Consider the following 15914-nt stretch of genomic DNA (forward strand, 5'->3'; position numbering starts at 1 on the left):
TGCAAAAGGCGAGGCAGGCACGGGCCCGGCTCAGAAAATGACTTCGCGGGCTTCGAGATCGTCGCGCTGCGCGCGGCCCAGGCCCAGCAGTTCACCATACACATAGTCTTCGTCCTGGCCCAGCGCGGGCGTCAGCCGCCGTATGCCGACATCGCTGGTCGCGCTGAAGCGCGCGGGCGCGCCCACGGCCAGGCGCGGCGCAATACCGGGCGCCGAGACTTCGGCCAGCGCGCCGCGCGCGCGCAGATGCGGGTCGTCGGCGATATCCTGCATGTTCCAGGACACATGGGCGCACACGCCCACGGCCTGCAGCCTGCGCGCGGTGTCGTCGGCGTCGCAGTCGCGCAGCCAGCCGCCCACCAGATCGTCGACGGCTTCGCGGTGCTGGCGCCGCGCGCCCACGCTCGCAAAACGCGGATCGGTGGTGGAGCGGCCCAGCGCGACCTGCAGCGCCAGCCAGTCGCCCTGGCTGCGCACGGCCAGCGTGAGCCAGCGGTCGGGCCGGTTGCTCGCATAGATGCCGTGCGGCACCATGGCGGCGTCGGCATTGCCCGGGCGCTGCGGCTGCTCGCCCGCGCTGGCCTGGACCAGCGCGTCGCCAATCATCGCCGACGCAACTTCGCGCGCCGCCAGATCCACATGCTGGGCCTGGCCCGTGCGCCGGCGCTGGTGCAGCGCGGCCAGCGTCGCGAGCGCGGCGTGCATTCCCGCCGAATGGTCCATCACATGGCGCATCTCGACGGGCGGGCCGTCGCTGTAGCCGCTCATCCAGCCCAGGCCGCCCCAGGCGCCGAACAGCGGCGCATAGCCTGCGAAATGCGAGTCGGGCCCGCTCTGGCCGCTGGACGACAGCGACAGCATCACCAGATCGGGCCTGACCTGGGCCAGCGCCTCGAAATCCAGCCCCAGGCGCTTCATCACCCCCGGGCGAAAGCTTTCGGCCGTGACATCCGAGACCGCGACCAGGCGCTTGGCCAGGGCCACGGCTTCGGGCAGCTTGAGGTTCAGGCGCACCGACAGCTTGTTGGCCGAGACCTGATCGAAGGTCGCGGCCTGCATGCGGCCGTAGACCGCATGCGGCTTGCGAAACGCGTCGGGGCGCGTGCGGCTTTCGATCTTGATGCACTCGGCGCCCATCTGCGCCAGCAGGTGGGTGCAAAACGGCCCGGCCGCGTGGATGGTGAAATCCGCCACGCGCAAGCCGGCCAATGGAGTACGCAAGGGCTTCATGCAGTGGCCTCCCGGGACATTTCATTCAATGCAGGCACGGCGCCGCCGCGCAGCAAGGGCGTGCAGCGAAACTGGAACGGCGCGACCAGCACGTCGACTTCGCGCCCGCTGGCCAGCGTCGCCGCGCCGAACAGCCCGCGCGCGCGCTCCTGCTCGCCCTGCACCACTTCCTCGGGCGTGCGGTACTTGGCCGCGGGCACGCCCAGCTGCTGGGCGCGCGCGACGATCTGCTCGGTCGGGTGGCGCGCCATCCATGCGCGGATATGCTGGTTGATCGCGTCGCCGCGCCGGCTGCGCTCCAGCGGATCGACCAGCGCCGGATCGCATGCCCAGGCCGGCTGGCCCAGCAGCTCCACCAGGCCCTGCCACTGCCGGTCCTCGAGCGTCAGCAGTTCGAGATAGCCGTCCAGCGTGCGGAACACGCCGCCATAGCGAAAGCTGCGCGTAGTGCGGTGCTCCAGCGAGCCGTCGCCCAGGCGCTGCAGCGCGAACGCGCCCACGGCCAGCACCGCGTCCTGCACCGACACATCGACGTATTGCCCTCCTTCGATGGGCACGGCCCACCACGCGGCCAGCGCGCACATCGCGGCCGAGCTGCCGCCCTGGTATTCAGAAAAATGGCCGTAGATCTTCAGCGGCGGCCGATCGGGAAACAGCTCGTTCGACAGCCCGTTGGGCAGCAGATAGCCTTCGCCGCCCGCATGCAGCAGGTTCACTTCCTCGGCATTCCAGTGCGCCTTGGGGCCGCTGGCGCCAAACGGCAGCACGCTCACATGCACCAGTTCGGGAAAGCGCCGCGCCAGCGCCTCGGCGTCAAGCCCGCAAGCTTCGCGCTCGTCCAGCGGCGTGTCGTCGATGAAGATATCGGCTTCGCCCAACTCCTGCAGAAAGTCGGCCTGGCCTTCAGGACTACGCAGATCGCACACGCTGCTGCGCTTGCCCACGCTGAGATAGGCGAACAGCGCGCTTTCCTGCGCGCCTTCGAGCCAGGGCGGCGCACGCCGCAGCGCCGAACCCTCTTCGGGTTCGAGCATCACCACACGCGCGCCCATCGCGGCCAGCAGCTTGCCCGCATAGGCCGCGGCCACCGAGCGCGAGCGCTCGATCACCCGGCAGCCCGCAAGAGGTTGGTTGTCTACTGAGGGCATGGGGTCCCCTTTTCTCCAGAGCCGGTTGACAGGGTGACGGCAGGCGCAGCGCGCCTGCCGAAGAATGGCGCGCCGCTCAGCGCACCACCGGCAGCTCGAGGTCCACGCTCGCGCCGTCGATGAATGCCGGGCGCTTCACATCGCGTGACGGCAAGGCCACCGTGGCAATGCCCGGGGTCGTGACTTCACCGCGCTGGTTCACCGCCGCGATCTCGATGTCGACCAGGCCGATGTTGTCCTTCACATACTTGCGCACCACCTTGCCCTTGCAGAACGTGGTGTCGCCGACGATGTTGAAGCGCCGCATCTCGGTGCGCACGCGCTTGAGCACGCCCGCGTCGCCCATCCAGTTGGTGACCATGGAGCACATCCACGACGAACGCTGCGGGCCGTAGTCGTAGGTGCCGGGCACGCCCACCTCCTTGGCCACGGATTCGCGGTGGTGGCCTATGCCCGTGTACTCGACGCCGCCGCCGGCTTCGGGGTTGCGGAAGAAATGGCCGGGGTGCTTGACCGCCGCCTGCAGCACCACGCCATGCGTATGGCCACGGCCGCAGCCGACGAGAAAGCCCATGGTGTCCATGAGGGACAGCGGGCCGCGCGCAATCGTCGGCAGCTCCTCGCCTTCCTGCACTTCTTCCCAGTAGCGCACATTCGCACCGCGAATCGCCTTGGGCTCGTCGAGCACGATCTGGTCTATGCGGTCGTGCTCTTCATTGCTGTACTGGTACTGCTCGATTTCCTTGTACTTGCCGGTGTCGCGCGCGGCCTTGCGCTCGTGGCGCGTGCAGGTGCCCAGCGCGCGCGCCACGAGCTCGCTGCGCTGGTTGTAGTAGCAGGCTTCGACATACTGCAGCACCAGGCGGCCCGAGAACTGGCTTTCTTTCACATCGACGCCGACCACGCGTTCGATGGCGCTGATGCGGTCGCCGGGACGCACATGGCGAAACAGCTCCCAGTCGTTGCCCGCGTAGAAGCCATGCACGCCCGGCAGACCCCAGCGCGTACGGCCCAGCCAGCCGAAAGCCATCGGGAACATGGGGTGGGCGACCATGGTGCCGTAGCGCGTGCCCGGGCCGTAGCCGATGTCGCGGTACAGCGGGTTGAGGTCGCCTATGCCGTTGCACCAGTTGCGCAGGGTATCGGTGGTCGCGTCCTGCAGATAAGGGCCTTCGGGGCGCAGATGCAGACCGATCATGTCGCGCGCCGCGGCAATCGCTGCGTCGGTGATCACGCCTTCGGCGGGCTTGTTGCCGACATCGGATGGCTGCGCCGCGCCGGCGGGTGCGGCGGAAGTGGCGGAAGGGTTGGCGATCACTGTGCTCATCTGGCGCTCCTAGGTACAATAAAATGCAGAATGCATTCTCTGGCGGTTAAAAAATAGCAGTGAAAAATGCTTACTGCTTCAAGTCAAAAATTCCCAATCAATGGCTGTCCGTTCCACACTGCTGCTCTGTCTCGAAACTCATGCGTCTGTTTTCTTCCGTGTGCGGGTGCTTGCAACTTGCTCGGTGCATTCGATTTTCTTTCGCATGCCTTTGGGGTTGTGCCGTTTCCGACTCCACTTTCGACAACCAGATAATGCATTCTGCATTGTCGTTTGTGGCACGGGTATAGGGAAACCCCTTGCTTACTCCGTGCGTATGCCTGCGGACTGGATGATTGCGCCCCATTTGGTGCGCTCCTGCTTGACGAAGGCGTCGAGTTCGCGCGGGCCCATGAACAGGGGCTCCACGCCTATGTCCATCATGCGGCGGCGCGTGTCGGCCTGGGCCAGGGCCTGTTGCAGGTGGTCGCTGAACTTCTTCACGATGTCCGCGGGCGTGCCCTTGGGCGCGAAGAACGCGTCCCAGGCGACGACGTCGAAGCCGGCAACGCCCTGCTCCGAGACCGGCAGCACGCCCGGCAGCATGTCGCTGGCCTTGAGCGAGGTGATGCCCAGCGCGCGCAGCTTGCCCGAGGCGATGTGGGCGCGCGACGCGGTGACCGTGTCTATCACCAGCGGAATCTGCCCGCCAAGCACATCGGTCATCGACTGGCCCGAAGCCTTGTACTTGACGGCGAACAGCGGCGCCTGCGCCTGCTGCACGAACTGCGCGAACACCACCTGGGCCGTGGTGCTGGGCAGGCCCACGTTGAGCGTGTCGGGCCTGGCCCTGGCGCGTGCCACCAGGTCGGCGATGCCATTGGTCTTGAGATCGGCCTGCGTGGTGCTGATCACCATGGGCAGCAGGCCTATCATCGCCACCGATTCAAAGTCGCGCGCCGGGTTGAAGCCCAGGCCCGTGTAGAGAAATTCGTTGGCGGCGTTGGTCGCGTTGGTGCCCAGCAAAAAGGTATAGCCGTCGGCCGGCGCCTTGGCGACGGCTGCGGTACCGATGTTGCCGCCCGCGCCCGCGCGGTTCTCGACGACGATGGGCTGGCCCAGCGTCTTTTGCAGTTCCTGGGCGACCAGGCGCGTGAGCACGTCCGCGCCCTGGCCCGCCGCATACGGCACGATGATGCGGATCGGCCGTTCAGGCCAGGCATGCTGGGCCAGGGCGGGCGCGGCGGCGGCCGTCAGGCCGGCGGCCATCGCCACGGCATGCAGCACAAATCGACGGGTGATCATGGGCGACTCCTTGAAACGCGGTGGAAACATCAGCCGACCAGGGCCAGGCCCGGGCGCGGCCATTCGGCGGCAAACAGCTGGCCGTAGCCAGACAGGGTGATGAAAGCGGTGCGGCGCCCGGGCCCGCCAAAGCAGATGTTGGTGCAGTAGCCTTCGGGCGCGGCGTGGAACTCCAGCAGTTCGCCGGCTGGCGAAAACACGCTGATGCCGCCGTTGACCAGCGTCGCGACGCAGATGTTGCCGCCCTCTTCCAGCGCCATCGAGTCAAAGCGCTGGTAGCCCGCGAGCCCATGCACCAGCTGCCCGCCATTGGGCGAAGGCCAGGGCGCGATGCCCAGCTGACCCCGGCCCGTGACCGGGTAGGACCACAGCCGGCTGGTCTCGGTCTCGCTCATGTAAAGCGTGTTGCCGTCGGGCGACAAGCCTATGCCGTTGGGCGTGAGCACCGGATGCGCGACCCGGCGTATCTCATGCCGGTCTGTGCGCGCGTAATAGATGGCGCCGCGCAGCATGCGGTCTTCGTAGGTCTTGCCGAAGTCCGTGAACCACAAGCCGCCATCGCCATCGAACACCAGGTCGTTGGGGCCGTGCAGGGGAACGCCCTCGCACTGCGTATAGAGATTCTCGACCGCGCCCGTCGCCAGGTTCACGCGCTGTATCGCCCCGCCGTCATAGTCGGCCGACGGCCCCGTGGGCCGCGTGAAGCCGTCATCGCTGCGCCAGCTGAAGCCGCCGTTGTTGCACACATAACAATGCCCATCAGGCCCCAGCGCCGCGCCATTGGGCCCGCCGCCGAGCTGGGCGACGCGCTGCTTGCTGCCGTCCGGCCCCACCCGCAGCAGCCAGCCGCCCTGGATTTCCACGACCAGCACGCTGCCGTCGGCCATGGCCACCGGGCCCTCGGGGAAGGCCAGGCCGGTGGCTATGACCTTGCCTTGAAGTTTCAGCTGTTTCATCTTCGATGGTCTCCATTGTTGTTGCGGGCCGGCCGTTCATCCTTCAATCCTTCGATCCTTCGACGCGGCCGGCGAGGCAGGCTCAGGATGAGCGGTTAACCATGCTCCGTTGTCCGTTCACCCTGAGCTTGTCGAAGGGTGCGATCCCCTCTGAGGGCTGGCCGTTCATCCTTCGACGCGGCCGGCGAGGCAGGTTCAGGACGAACGGGGGAGGTGAGGCCCGCTGCTGCTCCAGGACCAACGGAGTGAAGGCCCCTGGACTGTCAAAAACTCGCCAAGCTTGCGTTTCATTACCGCACTCGCAGGCCGTCCCGCCCTTCTGGCTGCGCGGAGGCGCCCAGCCCTGGCGCGCGCAGGGCCCGGGCTGGGCCGGAGTGCCGAAGGACACGGAGGCTTCGTCATCTGACTCGCCGCGGTTGTTCGAGCGCAGCGCCGCAGGCGCGTAGCGAGTTCCGCGGCGCAGCCCGGGACCGAGCACGACAGGTTGCCCGCAGCGAAGCGCAGGGTCGCAGACAGCAGGGCCGCTTTCTTTTGCTTCGTTTTCTTGTGCGTACAAGAAAATGAAGTCGGCCGCCGGGCCGAGACCCGGCCCCTGCAGGCAAAGCCGTTGTTGAAGGTCGCCATGCACACGCCCTTAATGCGCCACAGCAACCGGTGCCGCCACAGCGGAAGCATCGTCCTGCCGCGCCCCCAAATAAGCATCGATCGCCCGCAGCCGCCCTTCGCGGCTGCGCAGCGCCGAGGCGTCGAGTTCGCCGACCACATGCCCATGGCGCATCACCCAGGCATGGCGCGCGAGCTTGGCCGCGGCGTGAAAGCTTTGCTCCACCAGCAAGGCCGTGAGCTTTTGCTCCTGCTGTATCGCCGCGAGCCGCTCGTAGACACGCGCCACCAGCAACGGCGCCAGGCCCAGCGAAGGCTCGTCGAGCAGCAGCAGGCGCGGCGCCGACATCAGGCCCCGGCCTATGGCCAGCATCTGCTGCTCGCCGCCGCTCAGCAGCCCCGCGGGCGCTTTCAGCCGGTTGGCGATCTCGGGAAAGAAGTCGAGCACCATGCGCTGGCGTTGCGCCCGCGTCTTCGCATCGACGAAGTAGGCGCCCAGCGTCAGGTTCTCCTCCACGCTCAGGTCGGTGACGATGGCCCGGCCTTCGGGCACATAGACGATGCCCGCGCGAAAGCGCTGGGCCGTGCTCAGCGCCGACACATCCTGGCCGTCGAAGACCACGCGCCCCTGCGCGGGCTCGAGCCCGGCGATCGCCTTGAGCGTGCTCGACTTGCCCGCGCCGTTCGCGCCCAGCAGCGCGGCGACCGTGCCCGCGGCCATGGCCAACGACACGCCCTGCACCACCGGGCCGGCGCCGTAGCGCACCGACAGGTTCTCGACCCGCAGAAGTTCCGCACCCGCATCATTCATCGTCGTCTCCCAGATAGACCTTGACCACGTCGGGATTGGCGCGCACCTGTTCGGGCGTGCCCGAAGCCAGCAGCCGGCCGACATTGAGCACATGGATGGCGTCGCAGACTTCCATGATCAGATCCATGTCATGCTCGACCACGACCAGCACGAGGTCGGGCGCGCGCAGCTTTTTCAGCGCGTTCGACAAGTCATGGGTTTCAACCGAGTTCAGCCCCGCAGCCGGCTCGTCGAGCAGCAGCACGCGCGGCTTGCCCGTGATGGCGCGCGCGATCTCGGCCAGCCGCAGCACGCCGGGCGGCAGTTCGCCCGGCAAGGATTCGGCCACGGACTCTATGCCCAGGCGGCGCAGCGCGGCCAGCGCCAGCGCGCGGTGGGCGGCGCGTTCGGCACGGCCCGACGCCAACGGCAAGAAGGCATCGAGCCAGCCCGCGCGCGACTGCCGGTCCAGGCCTATCATCACGTTCTCGACCACCGTGAGCTCGGGGCACAGCGCCACATGCTGGAAGCTGCGCGAAAACCCCAGCGCCGCGCGCCCCGTGGGCGGCACGCCTTCGAGGCGCTGCGCGCCCAGCGCGATACGGCCCACCTGCGGCGAGTACAGGCCCGTGAGACAGTTGAAGAAACTGGTCTTGCCCGCGCCGTTCGGGCCTATGAGCCCCGTGATCTGCCCGGGCTCGAAACGCAGGCTGATGTCCTGCAGCACATGGTTGCCGCCGAACGACAGCGACAGCGACTCGACGCTCAGCGCGTCGGGACGCACGGCCGGCGCCGACGCCGCGGCGGCCAGCGGCATGGCCGCGGCCTGCAAGTGAATGGCGCTCATGATTGGCCTCCCCCGAGGCGCTTGCGCCAGGCCGCGGGCAGCGCGTTCGCGCCCAGCACCACCGCCAGCAGCGCGCCGCCGTAGAGAATCGGCACCCAGTTGCCCGCGCCCGCGAGCAGCAGCGGCACCAGCGTGAGAAACAGCCCGCCGACCAGGCTGCCGATCAGCGACAGCGAATAGAGGCTCACCACCGAGCCCACCAGCAGGAAGATCGACGTCCACAGCGTGAAGCTGTTGGGCGAGACCGTGGTCGAGCTGAACGACAGCAGCGCCCCGCCCGTCGCCGCGATCATCGCGCTCAGCGCCATGCAGGCCAGGCGCGCCCAGCTGCGGCGCACGCCGAACGATTCGGCGGCCGGCGCCGAAGTGCGTATCAGCAGCAGCGCCATCGCCTGGCGCGAGGCGCGAAAATGTCGCAGCAGCAACACCACGGTGATCAGCCCGGCCAGCGGCAAGTAGTAGCGCTGCAGTTCGCGCGTGACGCCGGGCAGCGCGTCGCGCTTCACATAGAGGCCTTCATAGCCGCCCGTGACGCTGGAGAAGTACAGCAGCACTTCGGGCAGGGCCAGCGCCAGCGCCATGGTGGCCACCGCCAGGTAGATGCCCGAGATGTTGCGCGACGGATAGGCGAACAACATGCCCAGCAGCGCGCCGGTCAGCGCCGCAAGCGGCAGGCTCAGCAGCACCGACAGCCCCAGATACTTCTCGGCCAGCGCCACCACATAGGCGCCCGACGCCGCGAACACGCCATGGCCTATGGACACTTCGCCGCCGTAGCGCACCAGGAAACTCACGCCCAGAATGGCGATCGCGTTCGCGAAGCACACGCCCAGCGTGAACACCCAGTAGCCGCCGGCGACCAGCGGCAGCACGGCCAGCGCCAGCGCAATGAGCAGCGCCGGCCAGGACAGATTGCGCGGCAGACGCAGCGCGGGGCGCTCCAACGGAGCGGCAAGGGTTGCAGACTTAGACACGGGCACCTCCTCGAACGGCCAGCACGCCTTTGGGAAAGAGATTGAGCACCAGCAAAATGATGGCCAGCATGTAGGTGTTGGTGAACTCGGCCGCCACATAGAACGACAGCAGGTTCATCAGCACGCCCACGAAGATGCCGCCTATCACCGCGCCCGGCAGGCTGGTGAAGCCGCCGACCACGGCCGCGGCAAACGCCTGCAGCATGAACGACGAGACGCTGGTCGACGACAGAAACGTCGTCGGCACGATCAGCAGCGAAGCGATCAGGCCCAGCACGCCGGCGACGATCCACGAGAACAGATGCACGCGGCGCAGGCTCAGCCCGCAGACCCGGCTGGCGAACGGATTCGCCGACACCGCGCGAAACGCAATGCCCACGCGCGTGCGCTCGATCAGCAGATACAGCGCGCCGATCACCAGCGCCGTCACGCCCAGCACCGTGAGGTCATAGGCCGAGATGCGCAGCCCGCCCAGGTCCACACGCCACGCGGGCAGCGGCAAGTCGAGCGAGACCACGTCGGGCCCGAAGACCATCTGCGTCAGGCCTTGCACCACCAGGCCCACGCCCAGCGTGGAGATGGTGCTGGTCAGATCCGACTTGAACACCAGCGGCGAAATCACCAGATAGGTCAGCGCCATCGCCGCGACCATGATGGCCAGCGACAGCACCACGGCCGCGCCCCAGGCCATGTTGCCCAGCGTTCCGGCCGTGAAGCCGAACACCAGGAACGCGGCCAGGCCGGCGAGATTGCCGTGGGCGAAGTTCACGACCATGGAGCTCTTGTAGATCAGCACGATGCCGATCGCGCCCATCGCATACAGGCAGCCGCTGATGACGCCGGCCCAGACCAGGCCCAGGATATCTGCCATGGTTTACTCCTTGGCCGCAACGGCCAGGTTGCGATCGATGACTTCGATGACCGCGGGAAAGTAGCGGCCGGAGTAGCCGGCCTGCGCCGTCGCCGCGTAATAGCGCTGCGCGAGTTCGGTGACGCGCGTGGCCACGCCCACTTCGTCGGCCAGTTCGAGCACGCAGGCGATGTCCTTGAGCACGTACTCGGGCGAGAACGACTTGTCGGGGAACTGGCGCGCCAGCATGGCCTTGCGCCCGTGATTGCGCAGCACGAAGCTGTCGCCCGAGCCCTTGGACACCGCGTCGAGCAGCGTCGCCGGCGCGACGCCCGCGCGCTCGCCCAGCACCATCATTTCCGCGAGCGCCATGGTGTGTTCGAACACCAGCGCGTTGTTCACCAGCTTGACCACCTGGCCGCAGCCGACTTCGCCGCACAGCGTCACGTCGGACGCGATATAGCCCAGCCAGGGCGCGATGCGCGCGAACAGTCCGGCCGAGGCGCCGACCATGATGCTCAGTTCGCCGCGCTGCGCGGCTTCACGCGTGCGCGCCACGGGCGCATCGGCGAACTGCACGTCGAGCGCCGCGAGCCGCTGAGCGACACTGCGCGCCGAGGCCACCGTGGTGGTGCTCAGATCGACAATGACTGCGGGCTTGCGCGCCCCCGAAGTCAGTCCCTGCGCGCCCAGGCACACGGCCTCGACGGCCGGCCCTGCGGGCAGCGAAAGAAATACCACATCGGCCTGGGCGGCCAGCTCGGCGAGCGAAGCCACGCGCCGCGCCTTGGTTTCGGCAACGGCATCGAAAGCCGCGTCCTGGGTGTCGAAGGCCAGCACCTCGCCCGCATGCTTGAGCGCCATGTTGCGGCACATGGGGCCGCCCATCACGCCCAGGCCGACGAAGCCAATGACCACAGAGCTTGTATCAGTCATGTGCTGCTCCTTCAATTCATCCACATGCCGCCGCTGATGTCGAGCGACGTGCCGGTGATCCAGTTCGAAGCCGGCGAACACAGGAACAGCGCGGCCTGGGCGATGTCCTCGGCATTGCCGTAGCGGCCCAGCGGCACGGTGCTGTTGGCCGAAGGCGCGGCCGCGCCCGTGACATTGGCCCACATCGCGGTCTCGACCGGGCCCGGGGCCAGCGTGTTCGCATAGACGCCGTGCGGCGCGCCGGCCTTGGCGATCCAGCGCAGCATGCCGTGCACCGCGGCTTTGGAAGCCACATAGGCCGGGCCCGAGGCCACGCCGCCGTTCTTCGCGGCGATCGAGCCCGCGGCGAGGATCTTGCCGTAGCCCTGTTCGCACATCAGCGGAAACAGCTTGCGCGTGGGGTTCACCACGCCGCGCACATTGACCTGCATGATCGCGTCCCACTCCTCATCGGTGCTGTCGCCCAGCGGCGTGCGCGCGATGATGCCCGCGCACAGCACGAGGATGTCGATGCGGCCATGGCGGGCAAGCACGCCCTCGATCACGCGGTCGGTGTCGGCGCGCGAAGTCACGTCGTAGCGCTGGTATTCGATGCCCGCGCCCAGGTCCTCGTGCTCGGCGCGGTCGGTGGCGATCACGGTTGCGCCGGCCTTGTGGAAGGCCGCCGAGATCGCGCGGCCCATGCCGCCCGCGCCGCCCGTTATCAGCGCCACCTGTCCCCGCAGGTCCGCGGGACCGCTCATATGCTGTGCCATAAAGTGCCTCAATCCTGGTTGTTGCTGGTGATCGTTCAACGCCATGTGGCCGTGGCCGACATCGCGAGTTCTCCGTCGGGGCCGCGCGCCCACAGCGCGAGCGTGCCGTCGCTTTCCTGCCGGCCTTCGATGCGGAATGTGCGGCCCACGAACAGCGGGCTCACGCCGCGAAAATCAAAGCCCGCGAGCGCGCGCCCATCGCCCTGGGCGATGGCGAGCTGCTGCAGCAGCGTCGCCGTGAGCGGCCCGTGGACCACGAGATCGGGATAGCCTTCTTCATTGCGCGCATAGGCCTGGTCGTAATGGATGCGGTGGCCGTTGAACGTCAGCGCCGAGTAGCGAAACAGCAGCGTGGTGTCGGGCTGCACGTCCTGGCCCCAGGCCGCGGGCGCATCGTAGGGTTCGGGCCTGGCCGCGGGCGCGCCCGGCGGCGGCGCATCGCGGTAGACGATGTCCTGCTCTTCGACGCTGCACAGCTGGCCGTCGCTGTCGATGCTGTGCTCCACCGTGACGAACCACAGCGAACCACGCTTGCCGACCTTGTTCTCCACTTTGAGAATGCGGCTGGTGCGCGCGGCCCGGGCGCCCACCTGCAGATCCGCGAGATAGCGGATACGGCTGCCGGCCCACATCCGGCGCGGCAAGGCGATCGGCGGCAGAAAACCGCCGCGCGCGGGATGGCCGTCGGGCCCCAGGCCGCTGCGCCGCACCTTGGGGTTGAAGTACATCCACTGCCAGCCCGGCGGCAGCGCCTGGCCTTCCTGCGGCGCCTGCTCCCAATCGAGCGCAGCCGCCATGGCCTGCACCGGCCCCGGCGCAATCAGTTCCTCGCGAACTTCGTGGCGGCCCACCCAGCTTTCGTACGAATCAGTCATTGCCAGCGCTTTCAGGAAATCTTGGCGTCGAACACCGCCGCGGGATAGGGGCGGAAATCACGCACCAGCTTGAAGCTGCCATCGGGCGCGGCCTGGATGATCCCCTCCTGGCGCGCGCCGCGGTGGTCGTTGGCCATGAACGTGACCTTGCGCGCGCCGCCTATGTTCTGGTCCTTGAGCGTCTCCATCACATCGACCAGGCTCGCGCGGGTCAGCGGCTTGCCGCTGTCGAGCAATGCCTTGAAGCCCTTGACGAACAGCGCGGCATTGCTCCAGCCGTTGAGACCGAACACACCCACCGGGTCGGCCGGATAGAGCTTACCCACGTTGTCGCGGTAGGCCTTGATGTCCGGGTCGTCGGCCGTGACGGGCATCAGCCACGACGAGAAATAGACACCGTTGAGCAGGTCGCCCGCGAGCTTGCGCGTCGTCGGATCGGCCGTGAAGAACGGCGCCATCCATTTCGCTTCGTAGCCTATGCGGTCGGCGGCCTTGAGCGCGGCCGTCAGATTGGCGTTCGAGCCGAAGACGATGACCACGTCGGCCTTGGCCTTGGCCAGGCGGCGCACATGGGGCGTGAAGTCGGTATTGCGCACTTCGAACGGAATCGACTCCGACGCCTCCTTCTTGAGCCCGCTCAGGTGCAGATCGAAGCCACGCTTGCCCGAGCGGCCCAGCTCGTCGTTCTCCCACAGCAGCGCGACACGGCTGGCCTTGAGATCGGTGAGCGCGTAGTCGAGATTGGACGCCGCCGACCAGCCGTAGTCGGGCAACAGCGGAAACACCAGGCGTTCGGAGAACAGCGCCGTCGCCCCGCCTATGGGCCCAATCACCGGCAGGCCGATTTCCTTGGCATAGGGCAGCACCGCCACCGACTGCGCCGTGCCCACGGGCGCGGCCAGCGCGAAGATCTTGTCTTCCTCCACCATGCGGCGCGTGACCGCGACGCTGCGCGCCGGCTCGTAGCCGTCGTCATAAGTGACGAACTTGATCTTCCAGCCATTGAGCGCATTGGTCTCGTTGGCCCACTTGAAGCAGGCCTCGGCGGCGTGCGTGAGGATCGCATAGAACGGCACCGGCCCCGTGACCGGCGTGAACGCTCCCACCGTGACGGTCTTGGTCGCCATGTCGATGCCCGGCGAGGCCTGCTGCGCACGCGCCAGCAACGGCGTCGCGGCGCAAGCGCTCAGCGCACTGGTGGAGAGGAAAGTTCTTCTGCGCATGGTGGAAACCTCCAAAAAAGGAACAGGGGTCGGCGGCACGATAATGCATTGTATAAACGAGCGTTTGAAATGTTAGCTAGGGTTTTCATCTAAGAAAACGCTGCTCCCATTGCCTTTCGCGAGCAGCTCGTCCATTGTTATCAATAGCTTGCCGAGTCGCCAGACTCGCTGGGCCGTCTTTGCGCTGTCTCCAAAAAGTCCTTTCATCCTTTTCAATAATTTATACAATGCATTATCTAATCGAAGTTATGTCCATCTACCGTTCAGGAGCGCCCTCCCCATGTCCACCCCTCCCCTCCAAGGCAAGCGCGTCATCGAGTTAGGAACCATGCTGGCCGCGCCTTTCGCCACGCATATCCTTTCGCAGCTGGGTGCCGAAGTCATCAAGATCGAGCCGCCGGCCGGCGACCCCACGCGCGCGCTGGTGCGCGGCGGCCCCAGCGGCACTTTCATCGCCTATAGCCATGGCAAGAAAAGCGCATGCCTTGATCTGACGCAGGCAGAAGGCCGCGAAGCGCTGCGCGCGCTGCTCGCGCATTCGGATGCGCTGGTGCACAACCTCGCGCCCAAGGCCGCGCGCAAGCTGGGCGTCACGCGCGAAGACTGCGCGCGCATCAATCCGCAACTGGTCTACTGCCATATCAGCGGCTACGCGGCCGGCCCGCAGGCCGATGACCTCGCGTCCAATCCCGTGGCCGAAGCCGCGACGGGCGTGATGGAAGGCAATCGCATCAACGGCCGGCCCAGCCGCCTGGGGCCCTCGTACCACGACCAGTTCGCGGGCGCCTATGCGGTCATCGGCGTGCTTGCCTCTATGCTGCAGGCGAAGAACGGCGCGCCGCCCGAGCCCGTGGGCATAGGGCTCTACGAAACCGGATTGCACGTGGCCGCGCGCGATCTGGTCGGCGTGCAGCTCAAGACCCAGCTGCTGGGCCGCGCCGAACGCGAGCCGCATGGCGAGTTCAGCATGCCCGGCTATGGCGCCTACCTCACTTCGGACGAACGCTGGATCTATCTGCTGATGCTCACCGACGGCCACTGGCTCAAGTTCTGCGAAGCCATGCAGCTGCCCCAGGGCGCCGAGCCGGCATTTGCCACGCTGCGCATGCGCAAGAAAGCGCGTGAAGAGGTCGAGGCCATGGTCAGCAGCGCGATCGCCGCGCGCCCGTTCGATGCGCTGCTGGGCCAGCTCAAGGCCGCGGGCGTGGGCTGCACCGAAGTGCTGCCGCTGGAGCGCGTGCTCGAAGCCGAACATGCGCACCAGCCGGGCAAGCTGCGCGACATCCGGTACCGCGGGCTCTCGTTCGAAGCGCCCGAGTTTCCGCGCATGGCCGGCGCTGCGGGCAGCGTCGAAACCCTTCCGCCGGCCGAGCTGGGCGAGCATACTATCGAGGTGTTGGCCGCCGCCGGCCTGTCGGAGTCCGCGCGCGCCGCGCTGCTGGCTTCGGGCGCAGTGCGAACTGCCGAGCCCGGGTCGTTTGCCTGGGCCCCGGTGCGCGAAGCCAGCTGACAGCTCCCCACCATAAAACAGCGAAAACCATGCGCGTGCCGCGACAAGAACACCACCACCGCCAGATCGATCTGCGTTTCTACCACCGTGAAGACGGCTTGTATGAAGTCGAGGGCCGGCTCGTCGATCGCAAGACCGTGGCGTTTCGCCGCCAACTCTCGGACGTCGACTCGCCTCCTGGCGACACGCTGCACGACATCACGGTCATCCTGGTGTTCGATCAGGACATGTGGGTGCGCGACGCCAGCGCGCATATGCAGGCCACGCCTTTCGACATCTGCCCCGGCGCACAAGCCTCGCTCACGCCGCTGATCGGCCTGCAGATGGCCGGCGGCTGGAACAAGAACGTGCGCGCGCTGCTCAAGGGCGAGCGCTCCTGCACGCATATCGTCGAGCTGCTGGGCCCGCTGGCGACCACCGCCTACCAGGGCCTGGCGCCCATGCGCTTGGCGGCGATCAACCAGCCCGAAAACGCCGCCCAGCGCCTGGCCAAGGTCGACAGCTGCTATGCGTATTCAGGCGAGCGCACGGTCGTCGCACGGCTGTGGCCCGAACTGCACAGACCCGCGCCGATAGCGGTCACCGACAACGGCAGCGCGCTATAAG

General features: G+C 67.4%; 15 protein-coding genes. 2 read left to right on the forward strand and 13 right to left on the reverse strand.

From position 1 onward, the window contains the following. Positions 1 to 30: 30 nt before the first annotated feature. The 13 genes from KHY18_RS05895 to KHY18_RS05955 all read right to left on the reverse strand — a co-directional run bounded on the left by KHY18_RS05895 (position 31) and on the right by KHY18_RS05955 (position 13798). Entirely contained in the window at positions 31 to 1230 is a 1200-nt protein-coding gene (locus KHY18_RS05895; RefSeq protein ID WP_213295494.1) for a CaiB/BaiF CoA transferase family protein, read from the reverse strand. Further along, complete coding sequence (locus KHY18_RS05900) at positions 1227 to 2378, reverse strand: CaiB/BaiF CoA transferase family protein (RefSeq protein ID WP_213295497.1); 1152 nt, start codon at positions 2376 to 2378, stop codon at positions 1227 to 1229. The genes KHY18_RS05895 and KHY18_RS05900 overlap by 4 nt, the downstream gene beginning before the upstream one ends. A 76-nt stretch (positions 2379 to 2454) precedes the next feature. Further along, positions 2455 to 3705, reverse strand: coding sequence for an FAS1-like dehydratase domain-containing protein (locus KHY18_RS05905; RefSeq protein WP_213295499.1), 1251 nt, complete (start codon positions 3703 to 3705; stop codon positions 2455 to 2457). 303 nt (positions 3706 to 4008) lie between these two features. Further along, complete coding sequence (locus KHY18_RS05910) at positions 4009 to 4989, reverse strand: Bug family tripartite tricarboxylate transporter substrate binding protein (protein WP_213295509.1); 981 nt, start codon at positions 4987 to 4989, stop codon at positions 4009 to 4011. Positions 4990 to 5018: 29 nt separating this feature from the next. Beyond that, on the reverse strand, positions 5019 to 5945 hold the full coding sequence (locus KHY18_RS05915; protein ID WP_213295518.1) for an SMP-30/gluconolactonase/LRE family protein: 927 nt from the start codon (positions 5943 to 5945) through the stop codon (positions 5019 to 5021). Between the two features lie 634 nt (positions 5946 to 6579). Further along, the gene (locus KHY18_RS05920) at positions 6580 to 7359 is read right to left on the reverse strand and encodes an ABC transporter ATP-binding protein (RefSeq protein ID WP_213295522.1); all 780 of its coding nucleotides are present in this window, start codon (positions 7357 to 7359) and stop codon (positions 6580 to 6582) included. Continuing rightward, positions 7352 to 8185 (reverse strand): ABC transporter ATP-binding protein, encoded by an 834-nt coding sequence (locus KHY18_RS05925; protein WP_249728944.1) that lies wholly within the window; start codon positions 8183 to 8185, stop codon positions 7352 to 7354. Before KHY18_RS05925 ends, KHY18_RS05920 begins: the two co-directional genes overlap by 8 nt. After that, positions 8182 to 9159: a branched-chain amino acid ABC transporter permease gene (locus tag KHY18_RS05930; protein WP_349630254.1), complete on the reverse strand. Its 978-nt coding sequence runs from the start codon at positions 9157 to 9159 to the stop codon at positions 8182 to 8184. Before KHY18_RS05930 ends, KHY18_RS05925 begins: the two co-directional genes overlap by 4 nt. Further along, the gene (locus tag KHY18_RS05935) at positions 9152 to 10030 is read right to left on the reverse strand and encodes a branched-chain amino acid ABC transporter permease (RefSeq protein WP_213295524.1); all 879 of its coding nucleotides are present in this window, start codon (positions 10028 to 10030) and stop codon (positions 9152 to 9154) included. The genes KHY18_RS05930 and KHY18_RS05935 overlap by 8 nt, the downstream gene beginning before the upstream one ends. Positions 10031 to 10033: 3 nt before the next feature. Next, the gene (locus KHY18_RS05940; protein WP_213295527.1) at positions 10034 to 10945 is read right to left on the reverse strand and encodes an NAD(P)-dependent oxidoreductase; all 912 of its coding nucleotides are present in this window, start codon (positions 10943 to 10945) and stop codon (positions 10034 to 10036) included. Between the two features lie 11 nt (positions 10946 to 10956). Continuing rightward, complete coding sequence (locus KHY18_RS05945; RefSeq protein WP_213295531.1) at positions 10957 to 11688, reverse strand: SDR family NAD(P)-dependent oxidoreductase; 732 nt, start codon at positions 11686 to 11688, stop codon at positions 10957 to 10959. Positions 11689 to 11735: 47 nt separating this feature from the next. Next, positions 11736 to 12575, reverse strand: a complete 840-nt coding sequence (locus tag KHY18_RS05950; RefSeq protein WP_213295533.1) for an HTD2 family dehydratase — start codon at positions 12573 to 12575, stop codon at positions 11736 to 11738. Between the two features lie 11 nt (positions 12576 to 12586). Then, the gene (locus KHY18_RS05955; protein WP_213295539.1) at positions 12587 to 13798 is read right to left on the reverse strand and encodes an ABC transporter substrate-binding protein; all 1212 of its coding nucleotides are present in this window, start codon (positions 13796 to 13798) and stop codon (positions 12587 to 12589) included. A 280-nt stretch (positions 13799 to 14078) separates the two neighbouring features. On the opposite strand from KHY18_RS05955, the gene KHY18_RS05960 reads away from it, so the two are divergent. Both KHY18_RS05960 and KHY18_RS05965 read left to right on the forward strand, forming a co-directional pair. Further along, positions 14079 to 15308 carry a CaiB/BaiF CoA transferase family protein gene (locus tag KHY18_RS05960; protein WP_213295541.1) on the forward strand — a complete coding sequence of 410 codons (1230 nt, stop codon included), beginning with the start codon at positions 14079 to 14081 and terminating at the stop codon, positions 15306 to 15308. A 35-nt stretch (positions 15309 to 15343) separates the two neighbouring features. After that, positions 15344 to 15913, forward strand: a complete 570-nt coding sequence (locus KHY18_RS05965; RefSeq protein ID WP_502768357.1) for a DUF2889 domain-containing protein — start codon at positions 15344 to 15346, stop codon at positions 15911 to 15913. The last annotated feature ends 1 nt before the right edge of the window (position 15914 follow it).

Source organism: Acidovorax sp. CCYZU-2555 (assembly GCF_018413525.1).
Classification (GTDB): domain Bacteria; phylum Pseudomonadota; class Gammaproteobacteria; order Burkholderiales; family Burkholderiaceae_C; genus Comamonas.